Annotated in this window: 25 protein-coding genes and 1 other RNA gene; 13 read left to right on the top strand and 13 right to left on the bottom strand. The window is 66.3% G+C overall.

Features of this window, described 5'->3' with window-relative positions; genetic code table 11:
• Positions 1–11: 11 nt before the first annotated feature.
• Positions 12–920: an acetylglutamate kinase gene (gene argB, locus GTZ97_RS11225; RefSeq protein WP_161650715.1), complete on the bottom strand. Its 909-nt coding sequence runs from the start codon at positions 918–920 to the stop codon at positions 12–14.
• A gap of 123 nt (positions 921–1,043) precedes the next feature.
• On the opposite strand from argB, the gene GTZ97_RS11220 reads away from it, so the two are divergent.
• Positions 1,044–1,334 (top strand): copper-binding protein, encoded by a 291-nt coding sequence (locus GTZ97_RS11220; protein ID WP_161650714.1) that lies wholly within the window; start codon positions 1,044–1,046, stop codon positions 1,332–1,334.
• Between the two features lie 265 nt (positions 1,335–1,599).
• Here the strand turns inward: GTZ97_RS11220 and GTZ97_RS11215 are convergent, their stop codons facing one another.
• Positions 1,600–2,130, bottom strand: coding sequence for a YqaA family protein (locus tag GTZ97_RS11215; protein WP_161650713.1), 531 nt, complete (start codon positions 2,128–2,130; stop codon positions 1,600–1,602).
• A 71-nt stretch (positions 2,131–2,201) separates the two neighbouring features.
• Positions 2,202–2,981: an OmpW/AlkL family protein gene (locus GTZ97_RS11210; RefSeq protein WP_161650712.1), complete on the bottom strand. Its 780-nt coding sequence runs from the start codon at positions 2,979–2,981 to the stop codon at positions 2,202–2,204.
• Between the two features lie 220 nt (positions 2,982–3,201).
• Here GTZ97_RS11210 and dusB point away from each other — a divergent pair, with 220 nt between their 5' ends.
• From dusB to GTZ97_RS11175, 7 genes are all read left to right on the top strand, one after another.
• The gene (gene dusB, locus GTZ97_RS11205; RefSeq protein ID WP_407926740.1) at positions 3,202–4,308 is read left to right on the top strand and encodes a tRNA dihydrouridine synthase DusB; all 1,107 of its coding nucleotides are present in this window, start codon (positions 3,202–3,204) and stop codon (positions 4,306–4,308) included.
• A 5-nt stretch (positions 4,309–4,313) separates the two neighbouring features.
• Positions 4,314–4,550, top strand: coding sequence for a Fis family transcriptional regulator (locus tag GTZ97_RS11200; protein WP_161650711.1), 237 nt, complete (start codon positions 4,314–4,316; stop codon positions 4,548–4,550).
• Between the two features lie 44 nt (positions 4,551–4,594).
• Entirely contained in the window at positions 4,595–6,184 is a 1,590-nt protein-coding gene (gene purH, locus GTZ97_RS11195) for a bifunctional phosphoribosylaminoimidazolecarboxamide formyltransferase/IMP cyclohydrolase (protein WP_161650710.1), read from the top strand.
• Positions 6,185–6,346: 162 nt separating this feature from the next.
• Positions 6,347–6,802, top strand: coding sequence for a MarR family winged helix-turn-helix transcriptional regulator (locus GTZ97_RS11190; protein ID WP_161650709.1), 456 nt, complete (start codon positions 6,347–6,349; stop codon positions 6,800–6,802).
• 1 nt (position 6,803) lies between these two features.
• Positions 6,804–7,682, top strand: a complete 879-nt coding sequence (locus GTZ97_RS11185; RefSeq protein ID WP_161650708.1) for an alpha/beta hydrolase family protein — start codon at positions 6,804–6,806, stop codon at positions 7,680–7,682.
• 27 nt (positions 7,683–7,709) lie between these two features.
• Positions 7,710–8,264 (top strand): crossover junction endodeoxyribonuclease RuvC, encoded by a 555-nt coding sequence (gene ruvC, locus GTZ97_RS11180; protein WP_161650707.1) that lies wholly within the window; start codon positions 7,710–7,712, stop codon positions 8,262–8,264.
• 121 nt (positions 8,265–8,385) lie between these two features.
• Positions 8,386–8,955 (top strand): PEP-CTERM sorting domain-containing protein, encoded by a 570-nt coding sequence (locus GTZ97_RS11175; protein WP_161650706.1) that lies wholly within the window; start codon positions 8,386–8,388, stop codon positions 8,953–8,955.
• A 55-nt stretch (positions 8,956–9,010) separates the two neighbouring features.
• Here GTZ97_RS11175 and GTZ97_RS11170 read toward each other — a convergent pair whose 3' ends face one another.
• From GTZ97_RS11170 to dsbD, 3 genes are all read right to left on the bottom strand, one after another.
• On the bottom strand, positions 9,011–10,054 hold the full coding sequence (locus GTZ97_RS11170; RefSeq protein ID WP_161650705.1) for a carbonic anhydrase: 1,044 nt from the start codon (positions 10,052–10,054) through the stop codon (positions 9,011–9,013).
• Between the two features lie 64 nt (positions 10,055–10,118).
• Positions 10,119–10,441: RNase P RNA component class A (rnpB, locus tag GTZ97_RS11165), an RNA gene on the bottom strand.
• A gap of 22 nt (positions 10,442–10,463) precedes the next feature.
• Entirely contained in the window at positions 10,464–12,176 is a 1,713-nt protein-coding gene (gene dsbD / locus GTZ97_RS11160) for a protein-disulfide reductase DsbD (RefSeq protein WP_236651150.1), read from the bottom strand.
• Between the two features lie 72 nt (positions 12,177–12,248).
• Here dsbD and cysK point away from each other — a divergent pair, with 72 nt between their 5' ends.
• Positions 12,249–13,163, top strand: a complete 915-nt coding sequence (cysK, locus tag GTZ97_RS11155; protein ID WP_161650704.1) for a cysteine synthase A — start codon at positions 12,249–12,251, stop codon at positions 13,161–13,163.
• Between the two features lie 42 nt (positions 13,164–13,205).
• Here the strand turns inward: cysK and pyrC are convergent, their stop codons facing one another.
• The gene (gene pyrC / locus GTZ97_RS11150) at positions 13,206–14,246 is read right to left on the bottom strand and encodes a dihydroorotase (RefSeq protein ID WP_161650703.1); all 1,041 of its coding nucleotides are present in this window, start codon (positions 14,244–14,246) and stop codon (positions 13,206–13,208) included.
• Between the two features lie 136 nt (positions 14,247–14,382).
• On the opposite strand from pyrC, the gene GTZ97_RS11145 reads away from it, so the two are divergent.
• Positions 14,383–15,216: a prohibitin family protein gene (locus GTZ97_RS11145; RefSeq protein WP_201748257.1), complete on the top strand. Its 834-nt coding sequence runs from the start codon at positions 14,383–14,385 to the stop codon at positions 15,214–15,216.
• Positions 15,217–15,227: 11 nt separating this feature from the next.
• On the opposite strand, the gene GTZ97_RS11140 is transcribed toward GTZ97_RS11145, so the two are convergent.
• Entirely contained in the window at positions 15,228–17,057 is a 1,830-nt protein-coding gene (locus GTZ97_RS11140; protein WP_161650702.1) for an ABCB family ABC transporter ATP-binding protein/permease, read from the bottom strand.
• A 73-nt stretch (positions 17,058–17,130) separates the two neighbouring features.
• Between GTZ97_RS11140 and GTZ97_RS11135 the strand changes: the two genes are divergently transcribed.
• On the top strand, positions 17,131–17,553 hold the full coding sequence (locus tag GTZ97_RS11135) for an acyl-CoA thioesterase (RefSeq protein ID WP_236651149.1): 423 nt from the start codon (positions 17,131–17,133) through the stop codon (positions 17,551–17,553).
• 85 nt (positions 17,554–17,638) lie between these two features.
• Positions 17,639–18,370 (top strand): 2OG-Fe dioxygenase family protein, encoded by a 732-nt coding sequence (locus GTZ97_RS11130; RefSeq protein WP_161650701.1) that lies wholly within the window; start codon positions 17,639–17,641, stop codon positions 18,368–18,370.
• Positions 18,371–18,382: 12 nt separating this feature from the next.
• On the opposite strand, the gene GTZ97_RS11125 is transcribed toward GTZ97_RS11130, so the two are convergent.
• The gene (locus GTZ97_RS11125) at positions 18,383–19,318 is read right to left on the bottom strand and encodes a sensor domain-containing diguanylate cyclase (protein ID WP_161650700.1); all 936 of its coding nucleotides are present in this window, start codon (positions 19,316–19,318) and stop codon (positions 18,383–18,385) included.
• Between the two features lie 139 nt (positions 19,319–19,457).
• Here GTZ97_RS11125 and GTZ97_RS11120 point away from each other — a divergent pair, with 139 nt between their 5' ends.
• Entirely contained in the window at positions 19,458–20,870 is a 1,413-nt protein-coding gene (locus GTZ97_RS11120) for a sensor domain-containing phosphodiesterase (protein WP_161650699.1), read from the top strand.
• A 30-nt stretch (positions 20,871–20,900) separates the two neighbouring features.
• On the opposite strand, the gene GTZ97_RS11115 is transcribed toward GTZ97_RS11120, so the two are convergent.
• The 4 genes from GTZ97_RS11115 to GTZ97_RS11100 form a co-directional block, all read right to left on the bottom strand.
• Positions 20,901–21,680 (bottom strand): enoyl-CoA hydratase, encoded by a 780-nt coding sequence (locus GTZ97_RS11115; RefSeq protein ID WP_161650698.1) that lies wholly within the window; start codon positions 21,678–21,680, stop codon positions 20,901–20,903.
• 35 nt (positions 21,681–21,715) lie between these two features.
• Positions 21,716–22,564 carry an alpha/beta hydrolase family protein gene (locus GTZ97_RS11110; protein ID WP_161650697.1) on the bottom strand — a complete coding sequence of 283 codons (849 nt, stop codon included), beginning with the start codon at positions 22,562–22,564 and terminating at the stop codon, positions 21,716–21,718.
• Between the two features lie 86 nt (positions 22,565–22,650).
• Positions 22,651–23,874 (bottom strand): acetyl-CoA C-acyltransferase, encoded by a 1,224-nt coding sequence (locus tag GTZ97_RS11105; RefSeq protein ID WP_161650696.1) that lies wholly within the window; start codon positions 23,872–23,874, stop codon positions 22,651–22,653.
• Between the two features lie 18 nt (positions 23,875–23,892).
• Positions 23,893–26,292 (bottom strand): 3-hydroxyacyl-CoA dehydrogenase/enoyl-CoA hydratase family protein, encoded by a 2,400-nt coding sequence (locus GTZ97_RS11100; RefSeq protein WP_161650695.1) that lies wholly within the window; start codon positions 26,290–26,292, stop codon positions 23,893–23,895.
• Positions 26,293–26,358: the final 66 nt, after the last annotated feature.

Here is a 26,358-nt window from a genome sequence, read left to right as displayed (position 1 = left end):
CCGGCTGCGCCTCAGTGCGAGCGGATCATCGTGCCGTAGGCCTGATCGGTCAGGATCTCCAGCAGCATGGCATGCGGCACACGGCCATCGACGATGTGCACGGCATTGACGCCGCTCTTGGCCGCGTCCAGCGCACCGGCAATCTTGGGGATCATGCCGCCGCTGATGGTGCCGTCGTCGATCAGCTCGTCGATGCGGCGGGCGGTCAGGTCGGTCAGCAGGTTGCCTTCCTTGTCGAGCACGCCCTTGATGTTGGTCAGCAGCATGAGCTTCTCGGCCTTGAGCACCTCGGCCAGCTTCGAGGCCACCAGGTCGGCGTTGATGTTGTAGCTCTCGTTCTTCGAGCCGAAGCCGATGGGGCTGATCACCGGGATGAACTGGTCATCTTGCAGGGCCTTGACCACGCTCGGGTCGATCGATTCGATCTCGCCCACCTGGCCCACGTCGTGTTCGACGGTCGGGTCTTTCAGATCCTGCAACTTGAGCTTGCGCGCGCGGATCAGGCCACCGTCGCGGCCCGTCAGGCCCACGGCCTTGCCACCTGCGGCATTGATCAGGCCCACGATGTCTTGTTGCACCTCGCCGGCCAGCACCCACTCGACCACCTCCATGGTCTCGGCATCGGTCACGCGCATGCCCTGGATGAACTCGCCCTTCTTGCCGATCTTGTTGAGCGCCGAATCAATCTGGGGCCCACCGCCGTGCACGACCACCGGGTTCAGACCCACCAGCTTGAGCAGCACCACATCCTCGGCGAAGTCGGCCTGCAGCTCGGGATCGGTCATGGCGTTGCCGCCGTACTTGATCACGATGGTCTTGCCGTGGAACTTGCGGATGTAGGGCAGCGCCTGCGCGAGGATTTCCGCCTTGTCACGCGGGTCGATCTGGGCAAGGGCGTCAGGAGAAGTGGGGGTGGACATGGCGGAGGAAAGCCCATGGGGTTGTCAATGCCGCTATTCTAGAGAAACCCCTGAGTGGGAACCTTTGTCCCATGATGGGGTCCATGTCATGGGGCGCGGCCCCTTTTGTGAACAGGAGACAGGATGAAGACGATGACGTGGCGCAGTCTTGCCGGTGCACTTGCGATGACCGTGGCCCTGGCCGCGCAGGCGCAGGACGTGGACGGCGAAGTGCGCAAGGTCGATGTCGAAGGCGGCAAAGTGACGGTGCGCCATGGCGAGATCAAGAACCTCGACATGCCGCCGATGCAGATGAGCTTCCGGGTGAGCAACCCGGACTGGCTGCGTTCGCTGCAACCCGGCGACAAGATCCGCTTCAGCGCCGACAAGGTGAACGGCCAGTTCACCATCACGGCGCTCGAGGTGCGCAAGTAAGCCACTGACCACCAGGCAGACAGACGGGCAGACGGACAAAGGGCCCGACCGGCAACCGGACGGGCCCTCTGCGAGAAGATGTCCCCCCTGGAACGTCTTTACGGTGATGACAGCTGGCTTGTCTGTCGTGTCGCGCATCTGCGTGCAATCGTTCACGACATCACCGTCGCAGTTTACGGGCGCGCGGTGCATGTTCCCATGACGGTTTCCCGTCAAATGGTTACAAAGTGCATCCCATGTTCATGGGATGCACCCGGTGAATGCCCTAGATGATCCACAGCAGTGCGGCCGTCATCACCGTGTAACGACCGAACTTGCCGATCGCCATGTAGAGCACGCACGGCCAGAAGGGCATGCGCAGCCATCCGGCGACCGCGCACAGCGGATCACCCACCACCGGCAACCAAGACAGCAGACAGGCCTTGGGGCCGAACCGCTCAAGCCACGCAAGTGCGCGCTGCTCGGCGCGCCCATGGCGCGCCTGCGAACCCGCTGGCGGCGCGTCGCCGCCCTCACCCCCGTGATGAGCGCGCCACCGCTCAGCCGCCTTGTGGGCGCCCAGCCCCATCCACCAGCTGATGGCCCCACCGATGGTGTTGCCCAGCGTCGCCACACAGACCGTAGGCCAGAACATCTCGGGCTGCCAGCGCACCAGCGCGTACACCGCGGGCTCCGAGCCCATGGGGAGCAGGGTGGCCGACACCAGCGCCACCAGGAACACGGCGCCCAGCCCCACCTGAGGCAGGGCCAACCACGCCAGTACGGCGTTCACCGCCGACATCAACCATGCTTCCATGCGCCCATTGTGGCGCCTGCGACGAGGTGGAGGCGACAGTCCGGCCAAACGGCCGGGTCACAGCGTCAGGATCAGAAGCTGTAACCCACGGTGGCCGACCACACACTGGGATAGAACCGGTAATCAGCGCGCTGCTCCGAGCGGTCGGTGCGAATGCGCAGGTCGTTCTTGATCTTCGCCACCGCCCAGCCGACATTGAACGACCACTGAGGGTCGAACTGGTAGCGCACACCCGCCTGCAACGCCGGGCCAAGTGAGTGGCTCAGCTTGATGCGCACGGGGCCATCGTTGTAGAGCGCATCGCCCAAGGCATTCGACTCGGCCTTCATGCGGGTGTAGTTGATGCCCACACCCACATAGGGCCGCCAAGCCGAAGTGGCGTCCAGAAACGCGTAGTTGACAAACAGCGTCGGGGCGACCTGCTTGACGGTGGCCACGACCTGGCCGTCGGCGGCCTGCAGCTTCTCGGTGGTGCGCGCAACCTTCAGGCTGGCGATCGGGTCGGGGTACGAACCATCAGCCGTGAGTGCTGGGGTTGCGGCGCGCAGCTTCACGTCATGCTTGGGCGGCACGCCCAGCACCAGCTCGGCACTCCAGGGCCCCGCCAACGCACGCTCGATCGAGAAGATCAGCGTGGTCTTGGGCTGCACCGCCAAGCGCAGACCGCCATCGATGACCACATTGCCGTAGTAGGTGCCGCTGACCACGGCCGGCAACTCGCCCCGCAGGGGGCTGCTCGTGGCGCGCGGGTCAATGTGGGCGCCACCGAGCTTGACGGTGTAGGTGCCGGCGTGTGCCGCGGCACCGGAAATGGCCGCGACGGCAGCCAGAGCGAGAAAACGAACGTTCATGACAGGTAGAAAGAACAAAGCAAGACGGAAATGCAACGTTACATTAAAACTGCAATCGTTACATCGAGAATGCCGTATTCCTTGTTGACTGGGTGACGTTCTGCGCGCTTTGGGCCCGGGGTCCCGCTACCCAGCCCCTCGCCAGCCAGCTATACTCTGCCTCCTTTTTAAGCAGCCCTGATCGCCCCGCCGTTCGGGGCTGCGCCGTCTTTCTCCCCCCATGTCCACCCTCGCTGACCCCGCCAGCCCCCTGATGCTGGGCGCCGTCGAACTGCCCAACCGGCTGTTCGTGGCGCCGATGGCTGGCGTCACGGATCGGCCCTTCCGCATGCTATGCAAGCAGCTGGGGGCGGGCTACGCGGTCAGCGAAATGGTGACTTCGCGCAAGGACCTCTGGCACAGCCTCAAGACCTCGCGTCGCGCCAACCACGATGGCGAAACCGCGCCCATCGCCGTACAGATCGCCGGCACCGACGCGGCCATGATGGCCGAGGCGGCCGCCTACAACATCGACCGCGGCGCCCAGGTCATCGACATCAACATGGGCTGCCCGGCCAAGAAGGTGTGCAACAAGTGGGCCGGCTCGGCGCTGATGCAAGATGAAGCGCTGGCGCTGCAGATCGTCGAAGCCGTGGTGGCGGCCTGTGCGCCACGCAACGTGCCCGTGACGCTGAAGATGCGCACCGGCTGGAGCCAGCAACACAAGAACGCCGTGCGCATCGCGCGCGCAGCCGAGGCCGCCGGCGTGGCCATGCTCACCGTGCACGGCCGCACCCGTGAGCAGGGCTACAAAGGCCGGGCCGAGTACGACACCATTGCCGCCGTGAAGGCCGCTGTGCGCGTGCCGGTGGTGGCCAACGGTGACATCACCTCGCCCGAGAAGGCATTGGCGGTGCTGCGCCACACCGGGGCCGACGCCATCATGGTCGGCCGCGCCGCGCAGGGGCGCCCCTGGATCTTCGGCGACATTGCACACTACCTGGCCACCGGCCAGCACCGCACGCCGCCACTGACGGATCAGGTCAAGCACTGGCTGCTGGCGCACCTGGACGACCACTACGGCCTGTATGGCGAATTCGCCGGCGTGCGCACGGCGCGCAAGCACATCGGCTGGGCCGTGCGCAGCCTGCCCGGCGGCGAAGCCTTCCGCCAACACATGAACATGCTGGAAACCTGCGCCGACCAGGTGCGGGCCGTCAGCGACTTTTTTGATGCCCTGAGCCTCGTCCACCCGCACCTCCCGGTGGGCCACGAGGCCGATGTGGCAGACGACGACCAGGCCGACGAGGCCCCCCGGCGGGCGGCCATCGTCTGCCACGCCGGCTGAGACCCATGAGCAAGAAGAACATCCAAGACTGCATCAGAGACAACCTCGAAGGCTACTTCCAGGACCTGCATGGTGCCGAGCCGAACGCCGTGTACGACATGGTGCTCAACGCTGTAGAACGCCCCATGCTGGAAGTGGTGATGCAACGCGCCGAGGGCAACCAGTCCAAGGCCGCCGAATGGCTGGGCATCAACCGCAACACCCTGCGCCGCAAGCTGCTCGAGCACAAGCTGATCAAGTAAGCCCTTTATCCAGATCCCCCGCTCTTTGCCTAGAAGGAAGAACCATGACCCTGACCGCCCTGCTGTCCGTGTCCGACAAGACCGGCATTGTTGAATTCGCGCAAGCCCTGCATGCCCAAGGCGTGCGCCTGCTGTCCACCGGCGGCACCGCCAAGCTGCTGGCCGACAAGGGCCTGCCCGTGACGGAAGTGGCTGAGATCACGGGCTTCCCGGAGATGCTCGATGGCCGCGTCAAGACGCTGCACCCCCGCGTGCACGGCGGCATCCTGGCCCGCCGCGACCTGCCCGAGCACATGGCTGCGCTGAAGGAACACGGCATCGACACCATCGACCTGCTGGTGGTCAACCTCTATCCCTTCGCGCAAGCCACGGCCAAGGCCGACTGCACCCTGGCCAACGCCATCGAGAACATCGACATCGGCGGCCCCACCATGCTGCGCTCGGCCGCCAAGAACTGGCAGGACGTCACCGTCATCATCGACCCGGTCGACTACGAGCAGGTGTTGACCGAAATGAAGGCCGGCCAGATCACCCGCACCACCAAGTTCATGCTGGCCAAGAAGGTGTTTGCCCACACCGCCGCCTACGACGGCATGATCACCAACTACCTGACCTCGCTGGAAGCCGGCGCCGAGCTGGAAACCGAAACCGTGCCCGCCAAGGCCGAGTACCCGGCTGTGTACAACCTGCAGCTGCACAAGGTGCAGGGCATGCGTTACGGCGAGAACCCGCACCAGTCGGCCGCCTTCTACCGCGAAGCGTCGCCCGTGGTCAGCACCCTGGCCAATTGGACCCAGATCCAGGGCAAGGAACTGAGCTTCAACAACATCGCCGACGCCGACGCCGCCTGGGAATGCGTCAAGGCCTTTGAAGCCCCGGCCTGCGTGATCATCAAACACGCCAACCCCTGTGGCGTGGCCGTGGGCGCCGGCCCGCTGGAGGCCTACACCAAGGCCCTGAAGACCGACCCCACCAGCGCGTTTGGCGGCATCATGGCCTTCAACCGCGTGGTCGATGCCGACGTGATCGAGGCCATCAACGCCAACAAGCAGTTTGTGGAAGTGGTGATCGCGCCCAAGTTCACCGACGCGGCCCGCGCGGCTTACGCGAGCAAGCAGAACGTGCGCCTGCTGGAGGTGCCGCTGGACGAAGTCACCCGCAAGCTGGGCAACGCGCTGGACTTCAAGCGCGTGGGCGGCGGCATGCTGCTGCAATCGGCCGATGCCATCGACATCGTCGGCGACATCAAGGTGGTCAGCAAGCTGCAGCCCACCGAGCAACAGATGAAGGACATGCTGTTCGCCTGGACGGTGGCCCGCTTCGTCAAGAGCAACGCCATCGTGTTCTGCAAGGACGGCATGACCATGGGCGTGGGCGCCGGCCAGATGAGCCGCCTGGACTCGGCCCGCATCGCCAGCATCAAGGCCCAGCACGCCGGCCTGACGCTGCAAGGCACCGCCGTGGCGTCGGACGCCTTCTTCCCGTTCCGCGATGGGCTGGATGTGGTGGTCGATGCAGGTGCGACCTGCGTGATCCATCCGGGTGGCTCAGTGCGCGACGACGAGGTGATCGCTGCGGCCGACGAGCGCGGCATCGCCATGGTGTTCACGGGCACGCGCCACTTCCGCCATTGAGCAAGGGCGCGCGCCCCTCAAAGCAGCAAAGGCTCCTTCGGGAGCCTTTTCTCATCTTTCTCATCGTCAGGGGCGGGGAACCGGTGCATGGGCGCCTCCATGCTGGCGAGACGCGCACCATGTATTTCGCACGCGAAACGAATCTGCGCTAAGATACTTCGCATGCAAAGCAAACCGCGTCTGATCTTTCTGCTGAACAGCGCCCAGCGCCATCTGCAGCAATGGATCGCCCAGCAGACCGATGCCGCCGTGCGCGCAGGCCAACAGGCGCCGACACCCGCGCAGAGCGGCGTGCTGTTCGCGCTGGCCCGGTCAGACGGCGCCACCATGGGCCAGCTGGCGCAGACGCTGGACTTGGCGCCCTCGGCCGTGTCCGGCCTGGTCCAGCGCATGGAAGCGCTCGACTGGGTGGCCCGCCACCCCTGCCCCGACGACGGCCGCACCCAGCGGGTGTGGTTGTGTCCTGCTGGTCAGGCCCTGCTTCCGTTGATCCGTCAGGCCACCACCCGCATCAACGCGCGCCTGACCGACGGCTTCACCGATGCCGAGCTGCAGACCGTGGCCCGCTGGCTCACCCACGTCCAGCAGCTGGACCAACCCATCCCACCGGAGGCCTGACATGAACCAGCCCAACCTGGAAGCCGTCGAGATCACCTGTCAGGACGGCACCCCACTGGCCGGCCACTTTCTGCCCGCCCATGGGGGCCGTGCGCCCGCCACCGCCAAACCCGTGCTGCTGTGCCCGGCCACTGGGGTGAAACAGCATTTCTATCTGCGCTTTGCCGGCTGGCTGGCCGAGCAGGGACACGACGTGCTGGTCTTCGACTACCGCGGCATCGGGCTGTCGCTGCGCGGTCCGCTCCAACGTTGTCGGGCGACGCTGGCCGAGTGGGGGCAACAAGACCAGGTGGCCGCGTTGTCGTGGCTGGTGGCGCGCACCGGCCACGACAAGGTGCTGTTGGTCGGACACAGCGCGGGCGGCCAGATGATCGGCCTGCTGCCCAACCACCACCATGTGGAAAGGATCGTGGGCGTGGCCGTCTCGACAGGTTGGTTCCGCGGCATGCGGCCGAGCTTTCGCTTCAAAGCCCATTTTGGGCTGCGCTGCCTCGTGCCGCTGGGGACGTGGGTCAAGGGCTATGCCCCGACGGCCGCCATCGGCCTGGGCGAGAACCTGCCCGCGGCAGTGGGCCGCCAGTGGGGACAGTGGTGTGCCGCTGGCGGCTATGCCACCAACGCCGTACGGGGGCGGCCCCAGCAGGATTTCCACCGCGAGATCCGCATCCCCATCACGGTGTTCCATGCCACGGACGACGACATCGCCACGCCAGCCACGGTCGCCGACCTGCTGCGCACCTTCCCCGCCGCGCCAAGCCAGGTCCATCGTCTGGCGCCGCGCGATCACGGGCTCAAGCGCATCGGCCACATCGACTGGTTCCGCCAGTCGCATCAGGCGCTGTGGCCTCTGCTGGCGCGGGCCCTGCGCGAGCCCGGCTGAGCACGCGCGCCGGTTATCCTCCCAGGCATGCGCATTCTTGGCATCGACCCCGGCCTGCAGACCACCGGCTTTGGCGTCATCGACACCGATGGCCCCCGGCTGCATTACGTCGCCAGCGGCACCATCAAGACCCGTGAAGCGGCCCAGGGTGACCTGCCCACACGCCTCAAGCTGATCTACGAGGGCGTGCGCGAGGTGGTCACACGGTATGGCCCGCACGAGGCCTCGGTCGAAATCGTCTTCGTCAACGTCAACCCGCAGTCCACCCTGTTGCTAGGTCAGGCGCGAGGTGCGGCCATCGCGGGGCTGCTGTCGCAAGCGTCGTCGCCGCGCGTCAACGAGTACACCGCCTTGCAGATGAAGAAGGCGGTGGTTGGCCACGGTCATGCAGCCAAGGCCCAGATCCGCCACATGGTGATGCGGCTGCTCGACCTGCCACGCGAGCCGACCAACGATGCGTCGGACGCGCTCGGGCTGGCCATCTGCCACGCCCATGCAGGCCATGCGATGGCGCAAATGGCCAAAGCAACCGCCCTCAACCGTCGCACCCACGCCCAGATCAAGGGCGGCCGGGTGTACTGACATCCCAAACCTTAGGGATACGGACAGTTTTCGGTCTTGTCATGGATTTGTCGTGGTCGTAGCCTCTGCGGGCGTCAGGGGGTCTGACGCGCACACACGTCCCCACAGACAGGAAACAACCATGAAAACCTCTCTTCGGCACATCGCCGTCGCGGCCGGTCTGGCAATGAGCAGCGCACAAGCCATGGCCTTCGGCTCGATCCTGGTCAGCGAACCGGGCATAGACCTGTTCAACATCGAGACCATGGCCTTCAACGGCTCGAGCTTCGACATCTTCAGCCTGACCTTCGACTTCACCGGCACCACCACCACCGACAGCAGCTACCTGGTCATCGACGGTGCGCCGTTGTCCATCACCCCGCCGGCCGGCGGCACGGCCACCTTCTTCGGTAGCGGCGCGGTGTTCGGATTCAACTTCACCAGCTTCAACACCTTCGAGTCGTTCAAGTTCAAGTGGGATCCGGACTCGGCCATCAGCGGCGCTTACGGCGCCACAGCCAACGACTTCGTCGGCGGCATCGTGACGGCCTCGACCTCGAACGGCCTGTACAAGGGCACGTTTGTGAAGGTGCTGGGCAGCCCCGATGTGAGCGCCGTGCTGTCGCCCGTGCCGGAGCCCGAAAGCTATGCGCTGGCACTGACCGGCCTGGCCGTCGCCGGCTTCCTGGCCCGCCGCAATCGCCGCGCCTGAACATACACCGTCGCTTCTTGCAACCGGCAGGCCCGCCATGCGCGGGCCTTTCTGATCAGCGACCGTCCTTGATCAGGCGACCATGGGTGGGCTGAATCGGGCGAGCGTTGTGGGGATACAAGCGCGCAAGCACCGCCATCTGATCGACCGACACGGTCAAGGGCTGCTTCATGACCGCCCACAGCACGCCTTCGGTACACGGCGGCATGCTCAAGGAGCCCATGTAGGTCAGGTAATGCCGCTCGACTGGCAGAAACTGCAACAGGTCGATCGGGGCGCTGGCGCGTTGGGTCAGGTCGCGCTCAAGAGGCAGGTTGTTCCACACCTGTTGAACGGCAGCGTTGGGCTCACCAAGCTGAACTGGCACGGCCACCACCGCCATCTGCCCCTCGGCGTCTTCATGGAACAGGTGGATGCTCATGGGCGCCTGACGGCCGTCGATGACCACCTCGCCCGGGTGCCGGAACTCGACGTGCCGCAAGGCGAAGCGCTGTCCTCGCAACACGATGGCGTTACCTGCTTCAGGCACGCTCTGAACCGTGTGATGGCGGTGCCGCACCTCAAAGGCCGACGGTTGATAAGCGAACTCAATGGGCTCGAGCTCTACCGGAATGCCGTCGCGCAGATCAATGGGGCTCTGACGCAACCCGACCAGGCAGGCGCGGTACTCGGGCTTGAGCAGCCCCCAGTTGCCCGGGCCGGTGTCACCCGCATAGGCCCAGCTCACCTCGCGACCCAGCAGGCCCGTCTTGCCCGGGGCCTGCGGCAGGTCGGGCGTGGTCGCTGCTACCAGCGCCGGCGTTGCCACCGGCTCGGCTGAAGCCACAGGCACCCCAGCAGCCCCACGCCGGGCCTTGCCGCGCGTGGGGGGGCGGGGTGCCCCCTTGACCTGCACGACGGCTGGCGTGGACGCGCGCTGCGCCCGCACCTCGGCGATGCGCTGCTCGATGAGGTCGCGCAACTCGCCCATGCCCACCTCGGGGCGCTCGGCAGCCGCACGCGGCGACGATGGCGCCGTCTGCGCCAGGGCCAGTGGCGTCGCCACGGTCAGGGCGCACATCAGCGCGGGCAAGGCAGCGAAAAGAGGCTTTCGGTCCATGCGAGGTTGTCGGACTGGCGAACCTGAACTTGACCGGCGCACACAGGCCCGGCCGGGAAAAAATATGTGAAGTCAGCCGATAGGCCGGATTCTGTGCACGCCCGCCTTGCGGCTGACGCGTGACCGTCATTCCTCTGGGCCGCCTGTCACCAGAACGGCTCGATGCCACCTACCCGCACGCTCGCCGGGCCAGGTCAAAGCGTGCCTATTTGGTGTTGCTGCGCGTAGAGATTGCCCGTTTCACCCGGACTGAACCGGCTCGTCTCTGTTGCTCTGATCCTCACCTTGCGGTGGAGAGGTGTTACCTCCTACGCTGCCCTGTGCAGTCCGGACCTTCCTCCAGTGCGCCCTTTCGGGACTTGCACCAGCGACGGTCTGGCTGGCTTCACGGGGCGGATTATCGCCTGCCTCACAGGCCGGCGCGAGACAGCGAGGCCAGGAAGGCGGCCGGGTCCTGGAAACCGACTACCCGGACCGTCGTGAGCTCCTGCCCCGCGGGGTCGAAAAAGACAATGCCCGGCGGGCCGAACAGGCCAAAGCGGCGCAACAGCGCGCGGTCATCTGCGCTGTTGCGGGTCACGTCGGCCTGCAGCAGCACCGCGCCGCGCAGCCGGGCTTGCACCTGCGGATCCGAGAAGGTGCGCAGCTCCATCTCGATGCAGGCGGTGCACCAGTCGGCATAGAAGTCGAGCATGACGGGGCGGCCAGCTGCCGCGGCCTGGCGCAAGGCGTCATCCAGTTCGGCTGGGCTGCGCACCTGCTCGAACGGCAGCACGCTGCGGTGGGCCGCCTCGGCGGCTGGCATGCCGAGCCACTGGGTCTGCACATAGGGCCACGCCGGTCGGCTGAACCAGACCGCCATGGCCAGCATCACGATGCCGAACACCACCTTGACGCCCGTCATCCACGCGCCGGCGCGCGGCAACAGCGAACCCGCGGACAGTCCGACCAACAACAGCGGCACGCTCATGCCCCAGGCCATGGCATACAGGGCGCCCGCGCCCAAGGCCACGTCGCGCGACTGGCTGATGTACAGCAGCGCGCCCGCCAAGGGCGCCGAGACGCACGGACTCACCACCAGCGCCGAGACCGCGCCCATGGCGAACACGCTGACAAAGCGCCCACCGGGCAGGCGGTTGGCGCCCTGCCCCAGCCAGGTCTGCACCACGGCAGGCAGCCGCAACTCATACAGACCGAACATCGACAGTGCCAGCAGGACCATCAGCGCCGCCATGGTCAACACGATCCAGGGGTGCTGCAGATAGGCGGCCAGCCCCTGCCCCACCAGACCGGCTGCCACGCCCAGCGCGGTGTAGACCAGGGCCATGCCCTGCGAATAGCTCAGCGCCAGCAAAAAGCCGCGCCCGCGGCCCACGGGCGCCTGCTGGCCCAGGATGATGGACGACAGGATGGGCACCATGGGCAGCACGCAGGGCGTGAGCGACAGCAGCACCCCGGCGAGCAAAAAGGCGGGCACCACGACCCACCACTGACCGGACGCCAGCGCCCGGGTGACGGCATCCCCCTCCGGCGCCAGCGCCGGGTCGGCGACGCCACCCATGGCCTCCGCGTCGGTTGTGCGCACCGGCTCGATGGACAGCAGCCCCCCGTCGGCATCGAAGCGCAGGCGGTAGGCGCGGGTCTGCGGGGGGTAACACAGGCCGGCGTCGGCGCAGCCCTGGTAGGTCAGCAGCAGCCGGGCTTCCGGCGGCAGGCCCTCGGGCAGGGTCAGCGAGCCCGACAGGTCCTGTGTGTAGACCTCCATCAGCTTGTTGAACGTGGGGTCGTGCTTGGTCACGCCCTGCGGCAGGTCCCAGCCGAGCCGGACCTCGGGCTGACCGGCCGGCTGCAGGCGCGCATGCGTCTGTTCGCGGTACAGATAAACCCCACGGGCCAGCCGGAAATCCACCTGCAGCGCGCGCGGCCCCACGGCACTGACCTGCACACGAAACGCCTGCTCGGCCGGCAGGAACTCCTGGGCATGCGCAGGCGCGAGCAGCCAGACCAGGCCGAGGAGCACCGACGCCAGCCAGCCAGCCAGACGGGGCAAGAAGGTGAGCCAGAGGACGCGCCCGACGCCGCCGGGCCCATGCGGCTTCATGCAAACAGCGAATGAACTCATGCGGGTATTCTGACCCGGCCCGGCGTATCCTGTCGTCTTGCGCGCCAATAGACCGCCCGCTGGAGACACGACATGAAAGCACAGACCATCCTCGACACCATCGGCCAGACCCCGCACGTGCGGATGAACCGGCTGTTCGGCAGCGCCGAAGTATGGATCAAAGCCGAACGGGCCAATCCCGGTGGCTCCATCAAGGACCGCATCGCGCTGGCCATGGTGGAAGACGCCGAACGCAGCGGCGCCCTGCAACCCGGCGGCACCATCATCGAACCCACCTCGGGCAACACCGGTGTGGGACTGGCCATGGTGGCCGCCGTCAAGGGCTACAAGCTGGTGCTGGTGATGCCCGAGAGCATGTCGATCGAGCGCCGCCGCCTGATGCTGGCCTACGGCGCCACGTTCGATTTGACCCCGCGCGAGAAAGGCATGAAGGGCGCCATTGCCCGCGCCCAGGAGCTGGCCGCGCAGACGCCGGGCGCCTGGATCCCGCAGCAGTTCGACAACCCGGCCAATGTGGCCGTGCACGAACGCACCACCGCACAGGAAATCCTCAACGACTTCCCCGACGGCCTGGATGTGCTGATCACGGGCGTGGGCACCGGCGGTCACCTCACCGGCTGTGCCAAGGTGCTCAAGGCCAAGTGGCCCCAGCTCAAGGTCTACGCGGTCGAGCCCAAGGCCTCGCCGGTGATCTCGGGTGGCCAGCCGGCGCCTCACCCGATTCAGGGCATTGGGGCCGGCTTCGTGCCCGCCAATCTGCACACCGATCTGCTCGATGGCGTCATCCAGGTCGATGCCGAAGACGCGCGCGAATACGGCCGCCGCGCCGCGCGCGAAGAAGGCATGCTCGTGGGCATCTCGTCGGGCGCCACGCTCGCGGCCATCGCGCAAAAGCTACCCGAGCTGCCGGCCGGCAGCCGCGTGCTGGGCTTTTGCTACGACACGGGCGAGCGCTACCTGTCGGTGGAAGGTTTCCTGCCAGCCTGATGCGCAGAGATGTGACACGGGCCCCGCGGGGCCCGTTGTCGGTCAGCGCAGGCGCCAGTGCAGCGTCTCGCCGCCGCGCAGCGGCTTGATCACCGCTTCGCCGAACGGCAGCTCTTCGGGCACCACCCAGTCTTCGCGCACCAGCGTGACCGTGTCGGTGTTGCGCGGCAGGCCGTAGTAGTCGGGCCCGTAGAAGCTGGCAAACGCCTCGAGCTTGTCGAGCGCACCAGCGGCCTCGAAGGCCTCGGCATACAGCTCCAGCGCGCACGGCGCCGTGTAGCAGCCGGCGCAGCCCGAGGCATGCTCCTTCAGGTGCGAGGCGTGGGGCGCACTGTCTGTGCCCAGGAAGAATTTCGGCGAGCCGCTGGTGGCGGCCTGCAAGAGCGCCACGCGGTGCTCCTCACGCTTGAGGATGGGCAGGCAATAGTAGTGGGGGCGCACGCCGCCCATGAAGATCGCATTGCGGTTGTACAGCAGGTGCTGCGGCGTGATGGTCGCGCCCACGAAGGCATCGGCCTCGGCCACGTACTGCGCCGCGTCCTTGGTCGTGATGTGCTCGAACACGATCTTCAACTCGGGGAAGTCGCGGCGCAGCGGGATCAGCTTGTCGTCGATGAAGGCCTTCTCGCGGTCAAAGACATCGATCTCGCTGTCCGTCACCTCGCCATGCACACACAGCACCAGGCCCTCGCGCTGCATGGCCTCCAGCGCCTTGTAGGTCTTGCGCAGGTCGGTCACCCCCGCATCGCTGTTGGTGGTGGCACCCGCCGGATACAGCTTGAAGGCCACCGCGCCCATGGCCTTGGCCCGAGCGGCTTCTTCGGCGGGGGTGTTGTCGGTCAGGTACAGCACCATCAGCGGCTCAAAGCGCATACCGGCCGGCACGGCGGCACGGATGCGGTCGCGGTAAGCCGCGGCCATCTCGGCCGTGGTGATGGGCGGCCGCAGGTTGGGCATGATGATCGCGCGGGCAAACTGCACCGCCGTGGCCGGCACCACCGAGGCCATCGTCGCGCCATCGCGCACATGCAGATGCCAGTCGTCGGGACGGGTCAGAACCAGGGAGGTGGGGGTGGAAGCCATGAGGGAAACCTGCAACAGAACGGGATCCGGAACTCGCAAACCCTGAATTGTCGCACTCGGTGTTTCTGAGCGCCAAATGGGGCCGCAGGATGCGCCACAATGCCGCCGCACAACACGGTTTCAAGGGAGACACAACATGGGGTTCGAACCCTCCCGTTCGGCGGGCAACACGGCCGTCCGGCTCATCGTGACAGTGGCAGTCGTCGCAGGCGCACTGGTCTTGCTCAATCCGGTGTCGGTCATTTCGGCGGGGGAGCGGGGGGTCAAGACCACCTTCGGCAAGCCGGATGACCAGGTCTATGGCCCGGGCATTCATTTCAAGGTGCCGCTGGCCCAGCGCATGCACGTGATGGACGTGCGCATCCAGAAGGGTGAAGGCGAAGGCAATGCGGCGTCACGCGACCTGCAGTCCGTGCACACCCGCATCGCCATCAACTACCACCTGGATCCCGGTCGTGTGGTCGATGTGTTCCGAAACATCGGGCCCACCACCGAGGTCGCAGCCGAACGCATCATCGTCCCGGCCGTACAGGAGGCGGTGAAGGCCATCACGGCACGCTTCACAGCCGAGGAGCTGATCACCCGCCGCACGGAGGTGCGCAACGAGATCGGCGAGTTGCTGAAGGAGAAGATGGGCCGCCACGGCCTGGTGCTCGATGAGTTCGCCATTGTGGACTTCGCGTTCTCACGCGCCTTCTCGGAGGCCATCGAAGCCAAAGTCCGCGCGGAACAGGAAAAGCTCAAGGCCGAGCGAGACCTGCTGCGCATCGAGGTGGAGGCCAAGCAGAAGGTGACCAGCGCGCGGGCCGAGGCCGAAGCCCTCGCCTTGCAGCGTCAGCAGATCACGTCCGACCTGCTGGCACTGCGCCGCGTCGAAAACGAACGCGAGGCCATCCGCAAGTGGGATGGCAAGCTGCCCAACGTCACCAGCGGCGCCGTGCCCTTCATCAACGTCGACGGCAAGAACTGACGCGCGGCCGCTCAGCCGCTACCCGGCTCCTCGCCCGCCTGCTGCAAGCGCCACATCTCCGCATACCGCCCCCCTGCAGCCAGCAGCTGCGGGTGGTTGCCCCGCTCGATGATGCGACCCGCCTCCATCACCAGGATCTCGTGGGCCTGAACAATGGTCGACAGCCGGTGCGCGATGACCAGCACCGTCTTGCCCTGGGCCACTGCGGCCAGCTCAGCCTGGATGGCGCGTTCGTTGGCCGAGTCGAGCGCCGAGGTGGCCTCGTCGAAGATCAGCACCGGCGGGTTCTTCAGCAGCGTGCGCGCGATGGCCACACGCTGCTTCTCGCCGCCTGAGAGCTTCAGGCCCCGCTCGCCCACCACAGTGTCGTAGCCCTTGGGTGTGCCGGCGATGAAGTCGTGGATGCGGGCGGCGCGCGCGGCCTGCTCCACGTCGGCCTGGCTGGCGTCGGGGCGGCCATAGGCGATGTTGTAGGCCACGGTGTCGTTGAACAGCACGGTGTCCTGCGGCACGATGCCGATGTGGCGGCGCAGGCTGTCTTGCGTCAGCGCGCGCACATCATGGCCGTTGACCGTGATGCGGCCGCCCTGCACGTCATAGAAGCGGTACAGCAGCCGCGCCAGCGTCGACTTGCCCGAGCCCGAGGGCCCCACCACGGCGACCGTCTGCCCCGCCGGGATCTCGAAGCTCACGTCATGCAGGATGGGCCGATCCGGCTCGTAGGCGAACTGCACGTGGTCAAAGCGCACCGAGGGCGGCCCCTTCACCATCAGCGGCCGCGCGTCCGGTGCATCGGCGATCTCGCGGTCTCGCTCCATCAGCGTGAACATCTTGTCCAGGTCCGTCAGCGCCTGCTTGATCTCGCGGTAGATCACGCCCAGGAAGTTCAGCGGGATGTACAGCTGGATCATGAAGGCGTTGATCATCACCAGGTCGCCCACCGTGAGCTGGCCGGCCACGACGCCCTCGGTGGCCCGCCACAGCATGGCGATCAGGCCCACGGCGATGATGGTCTGCTGCCCCGCGTTGAGCAGCGACAGGCTGCGCTGGTTCTTGAGCCCGGCGCGGCGCAAGCGCTCGAGCGCCTCGTCGTAGCGCCCGGCCTCGAAGGCCTCGTTGTTGAAGTACTTGACGGTTTCGTAGTTCAGCAAGGAATCGACCGCGCGGGTGTGCGCCTTCGAATCCAGCTCATTCATCTCGCGGCGAAAGCGCGTGCGCCAGTGGGTCACCGTGACCGTGAAGGCGATGTAGCAGACCAGCGCCGTCAGTGTGATGACCGCATACATGGCATCGAACTTCACCGCCAGCAGCGTGAGCACCAGCGACACCTCGATCAGGGTCGGGATGATGCTGTAGAGCGAGTACGAGATCAGCGAATGCACCGCGCGCGTGCCGCGCTCGATGTCGCGCGTCATGCCACCGGTCTGGCGTTCGAGGTGGAAGCGCAGGCTCAGCGCATGCAGGTGGGCAAACACTTTCAGCGAGATCGCGCGCGCCGCGCCTTCGGTGGCCTTGGCAAAGATGAGTTCGCGCAGTTCGGTGAACAGCGAAGTCGACAGCCGCAGCAGCCCGTAGCCGACCAGCAGGCCCACAGGCACGGCCAGCATGGCCTGCGCCATCGTGGGCTGAGGGGCAAGCTGGTCCACCAGCTGCTTGAGCAGCAGCGGTACACCCACATTGGCCACCTTGGCGCCGATCATGAATGACAGCGCCAGCACCACGCGCCATTTGTAGGCCCACAGATAGGGCCACAGGCGGGCGAGCGTGTCGCGGTCGGAACGGCGCGAAGCAGTCGGCTGGGCGGGGGAATCTGCAGCGGGGGCGTGCGCGAAGCGTCGCATTCTGGAAAAATGCCTTGTCTGAATGATGCTGTCCGGTTCGATTGTCGTCCGGATTCAAGAAAGCCACCCGAGCATGACCGTTGTCCCCAAGCCCAACACTCTGATGAGCCCGCCTGACCTGCATCCCGAGATGGAGCTGGTGATGCGCGTGATGCCCATGCCTGCCGACGCCAACGGCAACGGCGACATCTTTGGCGGCTGGATCATGGCGCAGGTGGACCTGGCTGGCTGCGTGCTGCCCGCGCGCATCTCGCGCGGCCGCGTGGCCACCATCGCGGTCAACGAGTTCGTTTTCCGCAATGCGGTGTCGGTGGGCGACCTGCTGAGCTTCTACGCCCGGGTCGAGAAGATCGGCAAGACCTCGATCACCGTGCACGTCGAAGTGTGGGCCGAGCGCCAGCCATCCGAGCCCTTCCTGGTCAAGGTCACCGAGGCCAAGGTCACATATGTGGCCATCGACCGCGAAGGGCGCCCTCGCCCGGCCCTGCCGGCTTGAGGCGCATCAAGCACCCGTCACCTCATCTGCGCTGACACTGCCTTGTCGCCCGCCGCGGGCGCTGGGCTGTGCCACCATGCCGGCCATGCAAGCGATCACCCCGCATACCCTTGAACAGGCCCCCGAAGCCTTGCGCGCGCAAGGCTGGGCCGTCGTGTCGCCTGAGGCGCTGCTCACCTGGCTGCACCAGACCCCGGCCGACGCCGAGGCCGTTCACGCCCACTGGCATGACCTGCCCCCGGACACCCACCTGCGCGACGGGGGCCACTATCGCTTTCGCCGCCACAGTTGCTTTGTGTACGAGACCGCCCAAGCGCGCCTGAGCCAGACGCCTCACCGTGCGCACTGGCAGCCCGTGACCTACAACGCGCTGCACGGGGGCTTCGAACGCTGGTTCGAACCCATCACGCCGGACGTGGTGAACCATCCCCTGTGGCAGGCACTGTTGGCCCGTCTCGGTGGCCTGCTGGCCCAGGTCAAGCCCGTGCCGGCCTGGTACATCGAAGCCCACCCCTTCCGGGTCGACACCACCGGCGGCATCGGCCGGCCCACGCCCGAGGGCGCCCACCGTGACGGCGTCGACTTCGTGGCCGTGCTGATGCTCGAGCGCCACGGCATCAAGGGCGGCGAGACGCGCGTGTTCGAGGCCGACGGTCCGCACGGCGTGCGCTTCACGCTGGATCAGCCCTGGAGCCTGCTGTTGCTGGACGACGCCCGCGTGATCCACGAGTCCACACCCATCCAGCCCCTGGGCGAACACGGATGGCGCGACACGCTGGTGCTGACCTTCCGCCAAGGCGGTTTTCAGGGGCCCTGAGCCTCTCGGGCCTCAAGCCCGATGCCAGTCCTTCTCCACCAGGAGCCTGGGCGCGCCTTCGGCCACGATCACGCGGTCGCGACCGGTGCGCTTGGCTGCATACAGCCCTTCGTCGGCGCGGGCAATCACGCTGGCCCAGTCCTCATCGACCGAGTCGCTTTGCGCCAGGCCAAGGCTCACGGTGACCGACACGGCGCGGTTGGCACACATCACCGGCGCCGTGGCCACGGCCTCCCGCAGCCGGTCGGCCACCTGGCGAGCCTGATCGAGGTCGGTGCTGTCGAGCACCACCAAAAACTCTTCGCCGCCGATGCGGCCCAGCGCGTCCGCGTCGCGCAGGTGTGCGCGCAAAGTCAGCGCCACATGACGCAACACCTCGTCGCCCACGGCGTGCCCGTAGCGGTCGTTGATGGACTTGAAGTGATCGACATCGCACATCATCAGGCACACCGGCTGACGCTGCTTGCGCCGGTCGTGATGCAGGGCCTCCAGGTGGGCCAGGATGGCGCGGCGGTTCAGCAACCCCGTTAACGGGTCGAAACGCGCGAGGTTGGCCAGGCGGTTCTCCAGCGCCTTGCGCTCGGTGATGTCAATGATGATGCCGACCAAACCCGACACCTCACCGCGCTCATCACGCAGCACGGCCTTGTGGAAGATCACATCACGGCGTGCCCCACCCCGGCAGGGCTGCAGCTGCGCCTCATAACGCTGCTCGCCGCCTTCGCGCATCAGAGCGTCATCGGCCTCCTGGTAGACGGTGGCCAGCTCCGGCGGCGACAGGTCGTGCACCGTGAGCCCGACCAGCTCGCTACAGGTCTTACCCATCAGCTCCGAGAACGCCCGGTTGCAACCGCGGTACACCCCCTGCCGGTCCTTGAAGAAGACTGGCGTGGGCAGTGCATCCAGCACCGCCTGGATCATGTCGGGAGACAGCAAAGGGGTCAGCACGGTGGGCGTCCGGGTTCCTGCGTGATCGACTCATTATGGAACCACCCCCCTGAAAACCCTATGAAAAATCCGTGTCCTTTCCGCCGCATGTGTGACCTGATAGGGGGGCACTTGCAACACTTTGGCCCCGTTTGCCACCATGCGCAAATTCGAGCCGCACGCACGCCACACCTGGGGCGCGGCTCAAGCCTGGCTCTTGCGCGCCGAAATCACGCCCATGGCCGATCCTTCGGCATCCGCTCACCGCACCGCCTGCTGTCCCATGCCTTCTCACGTGGCCACTCTGCTTGCCGCTCTCGACACCTCGGGGCCGCAGTCCGTCGGCCAGTTCGGCCGCTTCCAGCTCCGCAGTGCGTTCCAGCCGATCTACAGTCTGTCCCACATGCGCCTGGTCGGCCATGAAGCGCTGGTGCGGGCTCAGGACGAAAACGGCCAGCCCGTGCCCCCGCCGACGTTGTTTGCGGCTTGCCGCGACGCGGCGGAACTGGCCCACTGCGATCGCCTCAGTCGGCTCGTCCACCTGAGCAACCACCACCGGCAAGGCCGGCAGGGCGAGTGGCTGTTCCTCAACCTGCATCCCGACGTGTTCACGCGGCTGGCCAGCGAGGAGCCGCGGGGCTACCTGCGCCAAGTGGCCGATCACTTCCGGCTGGCGCCTGACAACCTCGTGCTCGAGCTGCTGGAAAGCCAGGTCCACGAAAGCGACGCCTTCACCGAAGCAGTGGCCCGGGCCCGACACGACGGAGCGTTGATTGCCATTGACGACTTCGGTGCGGGGCACTCCAACTTCGACCGCGTGTGGCGTCTTCAACCGGACATCGTCAAGCTCGACAGGGGCTTGGTGGCGCGCGGCGCGCGCGAGCCACGCATTCGTCGGGTGGTCGCCCAGATGGTGTCACTGCTGCACGAGTGCGGCGCCATGGTGCTCATGGAAGGCATCGAAACGCCCGAGGAAGCCATGATGGCGCTCGAATGCGATGCCGACTTGGTTCAAGGCTACCACTTTGGCCGCCCACAAGCCGAGCTGATGCCGGCGCGGCACATGCCAGCAACCCTTCAGGCCTGTTATGAAGGGCTCAGCCAGAAGCGGGCACGCCAGCGACAGACCCACCGCGAGCAGGTGGCGCCCTACCTGAACGCCATTGGCCATGCCGGCGTGCTCCTCAGCGCCGGGCGCGGCATACAAGAGGCGTGTCGCAGCTTTCTGTCCCTGCCGGGCGCCGAGTTCTGTTACGTGCTGGACGCGCGCGGCTACCAGATCGGCCACAACCTCTGGGCCGCCGAAGACCGCCCCAAGAAGGGCGCACTGCTGGGCCCGCTGGACGATGCGCAAGGCGCGTGCTGGTCGCGTCGACCCTACTTCCGGCGGGCGATGGAAGCCATCAACCGTGTGCAGATCACCCGACCATATCGCACGATGAACGGCCGCCACCAGTGCATGACGGCATCCATGGCTTTTCGCTGCCTGCACGACGGGGTTGAAGAGATCCGCGTCGTCTGCGGTGATGTTCGTTGGGACGAGGCCTCCCCCGCCCCAGCCATCATGCCCTGACGGCCACAGCGCGCCAGGGCACGCAGCCCATCAACACTTGGAGAAGTCGGGCTTGCGCTTCTCCATCACGGCGCTGATGGCCTCCTTGGCCGCCGGCCCCCGCAGCAACGTGCCGAACTGCTGCAACTCGGCATCCATCACCGGGTTGAGCTGGGCGGGCTGCGACATCTTCATCAACTGCTTGGTCGCCTTGAGCGAGGCCAGCGGCTTGGCAGCCAGCTTGGCGGCCTGGGCCTGTGCATAGCCGTTGACTTCTTGCGGCGGTAACACGCGGTTGACCAAGCCCATCTCCAGCGCCTCTTCCGCATAGAAGGCTTCACCCAGCATCAGCTTCTCGGCCGCACGGGGGTAGCCTACCAATTGCGTCAGCAGCAAGCTGGCCCCAGCCTCGGGGCACAGGCCCAGGTTCACGAAGGGCATGCTGAAAGCCGCATTGTCGCCCGCATAAACCAGGTCGCAGTGCAACAGCAGCGTGGTGCCGATGCCCACGGCCGGGCCCGCCACGGCGGCCACCAGCGGCTTGGGAAACACCTTGATGATGTTCAGGAAGCGCACCACCGGCGCCGGCTCAGCGCCCGGACGCATGTCAGGAGGGTTGTTGAGGAAGTCGGCCAGGTCATTGCCCGCCGTGAAGCAACCCAGGTCGCCCTGGATCACGGCCACCCGCACGCTGTCGTCGCCAGCGGCCTCTTCCAGCGCCACGGCCAAGGCCGTGTACATCGCCGTGGTGATGGCGTTTTTCTTGTCCAGACGGTTGAAGGTCAGGGTCAGCACGCCGCTTTCGCGGTGGGCCAGGATGTCTTGGGACATGGTTGTCTCCTCTTGGTGAAAGTCGGGCTGAACGCTCACGCCAGCCCCAGCCAGGGCAGGCTCGCGCGCCAGCCATGCGGGCCGGTGCGCGGATGGAAGAAATGGAAATGGCCCACGGCGCGCAAGCCGAGGTCCTGCGGGCGCAGGGTCAGGTAGTTCACCTGCGTGCCGGTGTAAGGCGCATGAACCGCCCGAATGCCGGCCGCGCTCGCCATGGTGTCGTCGGTGAACAGCACCGCCGTGATGGGCACGCGCACACGCGCGTAGGCCTCGCGCACGGCGGCGCCCTCGCTCATCACGAACTCCGGCGTGGCGCACCAGCGCTTCCACTGGGCCACGATGCCCCGCGGCAGGTCGCCCACAGCGCGCAGCCGTTGCCCGGCGAAGTAGCCATGCCGCGCCACGCTCAGGGGCACGATGACGTGCCAGAAAGCACCGATCACATAGCGCAACGGCCGCGCGAGGTGGGCCTTGTAGCCACTGCCACTGCCCAGCGTGACCACATGGTCAATGGCCGGATGCTGCGGCATGGCGCCGAACAGGATGCCGCCCATGCTGTGGCCGAACCAGCTGATGGGCAGCCCCGGATGACGCTGGGCCACAAGCTTCATCAAGGTTGGCGCATCCTGACGCGCCCAATCCATCAACTTGGCGCGGTAGTGGCGCAGGTCGTCAGGCGCCGACTCAGCGATGCCGCGCCAGTCGAAGGTGTAGACAACGCAACCATGTTGCGCAAGCCAGGTCGCATAGCGCTCATAGAAGCGCTGTGGCACGCCCAGCGCACTGGCCAGGATCACGGCACGCCGTGCAGGCGCACCATGCGGCCGGAAGCAACGCGCCGCCAGACTGTGCCCATCATCGGTGAGGACCTTGAACGATTCCATGGACTCTCGAGTTCACATGTCATGCGCCGAAGAAAAAGCCCGCACGCTGGCGGGCTTTCTCAGGCGTCGATCACGCAGTCAGCGAATTACAGGCTGTCCACGCGCTCGATGATGCCGGCAGCGCCCTGGCCGGTGCCGATGCACATCGTCACCATGCCATAGCGGCCGCCCGTGCGGCGCAGACCGTGCACCACGGTGGCAGCGCGGATGGCACCCGTGGCGCCCAGCGGGTGGCCCAGGGCAATCGCGCCGCCCATCGGGTTGACCTTCGCACGGTCCAGCACGTGGCCCTTGCTGTCCAGATCCTTCAGCACGGCCAGCGACTGGGCGGCAAAGGCCTCGTTCAGCTCGATCCAGTCCAGATCCGAAGCCTTCAGCCCCGCGTACTGCAGTGCCAGCGGGATGGCCTCGATCGGGCCGATGCCCATGATCTCGGGCGGCACGCCCTTGACCGCGAAGGCCACGAATCGGGCCAGCGGCTTCAGGCCGTACTTCTCACAGGCCTCCTTCGAAGCCAGGATCAGACAGCCAGCGCCGTCCGACGTCTGCGACGAGTTACCGGCCGTGACCGAACCCTTGGCAGCAAACACCGGGCGCAGCTTGGCCAGACCTTCGGGCGAGGTGTCGGGACGTGCGCCCTCGTCGCGGCTGATGGTCTTCTTGGTGATGGTGACCTCGCCGGTCTCCAGGTTCGGGGTACGAACCTCGATCTCGATCGGGGTGGTCTCGGCATCGAAGTAGCCCGCTTGCTGAGCAGCGATGGCGCGACGGTGCGATTCGGTGGCGAAGGCGTCCTGCTCTTCACGGGTCACCTGCCACTTCTCGGCCACCTTCTCGGCGGTCATGCCCATGCCGTAGGCGATGCCCACGTTCTCATCGACATTGACCACGTCGGGGTGGAAGGACGGCTTGTTACCGCCCATCGGCACCATGGACATCGACTCGACGCCACCAGCGATCATGACCTCGGCCTCGCCCACGCGGATGCGGTCGGCGGCCATGGACACGGCGGTGATGCCCGATGCGCAGAAGCGGTTGATTGTCACGCCTGCGACGGTCTTGGGCAGACCGGCCAGCAGGTTGGCAATCTTGGCCACGTTCATGCCCTGCTCGCCTTCCGGCATGGCGCAACCGATGATCGAGTCTTCGATGGCGGCCGGATCCAGCGTGGGAACCTGCTTCAGGGCGTTCTGGATGGTGGCCACCAGCAGGGTTTCGGGGCGGGTGTTCTTGAACACGCCGCGGCCCGACTTGCCGATCGGGGTGCGGGTGGCGGCGACGATGTAAACGTCACGAAGTTGCTTCGACATGTGTGTGTCTCCGATCGATCAGTTGCGGACAGGCTTGCCGGTCGACAGCATGCCCATGATGCGTTCTTGCGTCTTGGGGTTGTCCAGCAGCGTGCAGAAGTGTTTGCGCTCCAGGGCGTGCAGGTACTCCTCGCTCACCAGGGTGCCGTAGTCGACGTCGCCGCCGGTCAGCACGTCGGCGATGCACGAGCTGATGTAGTAGTCGTGCTGCGAGATGAAGCCGCCATCACGCATGTTGATCAGCGAAGACTGCAGCGTGGCCTTGACGCTGCGGCCGGCCACCGGGAACAGCTTCTTGGCCGGGGCACGGTAGCCCGACTCGTACATGGCCTTGACCTGGGCGATGGCCACGTGCAGGACTTCGTCCTTGTGCGGCACGATCACGTCGCCGTCGATCAGGTAACCGAACTTGCGGGTCTCGATGGCCGAGGTGCCGACCTTGGCCATGGCAGCCGCCTGGAAGCCTTCCTTCAGGAAACCGATCAGGTCGCCACCGGCCTGGCCGGACACGCCCTTGGACGGCTCGAGCAGCTCGGCTGCACGGCGTGCCAGGTAAGCCAGGCCGCCACCGCCAGGGATCAGGCCCACGCCCACTTCCACCAGACCGACGTAGCTTTCCATGGCGGCCACGCGGCGTGCGCAGTGCACGGCCAGCTCACAGCCGCCACCCAGGGCCAAGCCGTGCATGCCGGCCACGGTGGGCACGTTGCTGTAGCGCAGGCTCAGCATGAAGTCCTGCAGCTGCTTCTCGAACGGGGCAATGGCCTTGCCGCCGCCGGCCATGAAGGCGGGCATCATCGACTGCAGGTCAGCACCGGCCGAGAACGGGCCGTCTTGCGACCAGATCACCAAGCCCTTGTAGCTTTCTTCGGCCAGTTGCAGACCCTTGGTGAGACCAGCGGTGACCTCGGCCGAGATGGTGTGCATCTTGGACTTGATCGAGGCGATGACCACTTCGTCATCCAGCGTCCACAGGCGGATCGCGGCGTCTTCGAACAGCGTCTTGCCGGCGTCGGCTGCCGTGGGGGCGTTCGAGCCCAGCACGTTTTCACGGAAGAACTGGCGCTTGTAGACGGGCAGGTCACGCACGGGCACATACTTGCCAGCCTTCGGGGCCCACGAGCCTTCGGCGGTGTGCACACCGTCGCGGCCGTCGAACACCCAGGCGGGCAGCGGGGCCTTCGACAGGGCCTTGCCCGCGTCGATGTCAGCCTTCACCCATTCGGCCACTTGCTTCCAGCCAGCTTCTTGCCACAGCTCGAAGGGGCCTTGCTTGGAACCGAAGCCCCAGCGCATCGCGAAGTCCACATCGCGCGCGGTCTCGGCGATCGACTCCAGCGTGACAGCCGCATAGTGGAACGCGTTGCGCAGGATGGCCCACACAAACTGGGCTTGCGGGTTGCTCGACTCACGCAGGGCCTTCAGGCGCTCGGCCGCGGGCTTCTTGAGGATGTCGGCGACTTCCTTGTCGGCCTTGCCGCCGGCAGCCACGTACTCGCCGGTTTCGGCGTTGAACTGCAGGATGGTCTTGCCTTCCTTCTTGAAGTAGCCAGCCTTGGTCTTCTGACCCAGGTTGCCCAGTTCCAGCAGCTTGGTCAGCGACGCGGGGGTGGCAAAGGCGTCGGCGAACGGGTCATCCTTGGCACCGTTCTGCAGGGTCTTCATGACGTGAGCCATGGTGTCCAGACCCACCACGTCGGCGGTGCGGAAGGTGGCCGACGAGGCGCGGCCCAGCTTCTTGCCGGTCAGGTCGTCGACGACGTCATAGCCCAGGCCCGAACGCTCGACTTCGCGGAAGGTCAGCAGCATGCCGGCCACACCCACGCGGTTGGCGATGAAGTTGGGGGTGTCGTACGCGCGCAGGACGTTCTTGCCGACAGCGCTGGTGCTGAAGGCTTCCAGCTGGTCGACCACGACCGGGTTGGTGTACTCCGTGGGGATCAGCTCCAGCAGCGTCATGTAACGCGGCGGGTTGAAGAAGTGGATACCCAGGAAGCGCGAGCGCAGCTGCTCGGGCAGCACGTTGGCCATCGCCGTGATCGACAGACCCGACGTATTGGTGGCCAGGATGGCAGTGTCATTGACGAAGGGAGCGATCTTCTTGTAGAGATCTTCCTTCCAGTCCAGACGTTCAGCGATCGCTTCGATGATCAGATCGCAGCCACGCAGTTCCTCAAGGTGCTCTTCGTAGTTGGCCTGCTGGATCAGGGCGGCGTCTTCAGCCACGCCCAGCGGAGCGGGCTTGAGCTTCTTCAGGTTTTCAACGGCCTTGGTGACGATGCCGTTCTTGGGGCCTTCCTTGGCGGGCAGGTCGAACAGCACGACCGGCACTTTGCAGTTGACCATGTGGGCCGCGATCTGGGCGCCCATCACGCCGGCGCCGAGCACGGCCACCTTGCGCACATTGAATCGACTCATGTTCTCTCCTCGAGGAACTCAGTGGAATGGAGATGGCAAAAAAGTAGAAACGGGAGGCAGCCGGTA

It is taken from the genome of Aquabacterium fontiphilum, from assembly GCF_009909205.1.
Classification (GTDB): domain Bacteria; phylum Pseudomonadota; class Gammaproteobacteria; order Burkholderiales; family Burkholderiaceae_C; genus Aquabacterium; species Aquabacterium fontiphilum.
The sequence above is the reverse complement of the archived record's forward strand: the minus strand, read 5'-3'. Positions and strand labels throughout refer to the sequence as shown.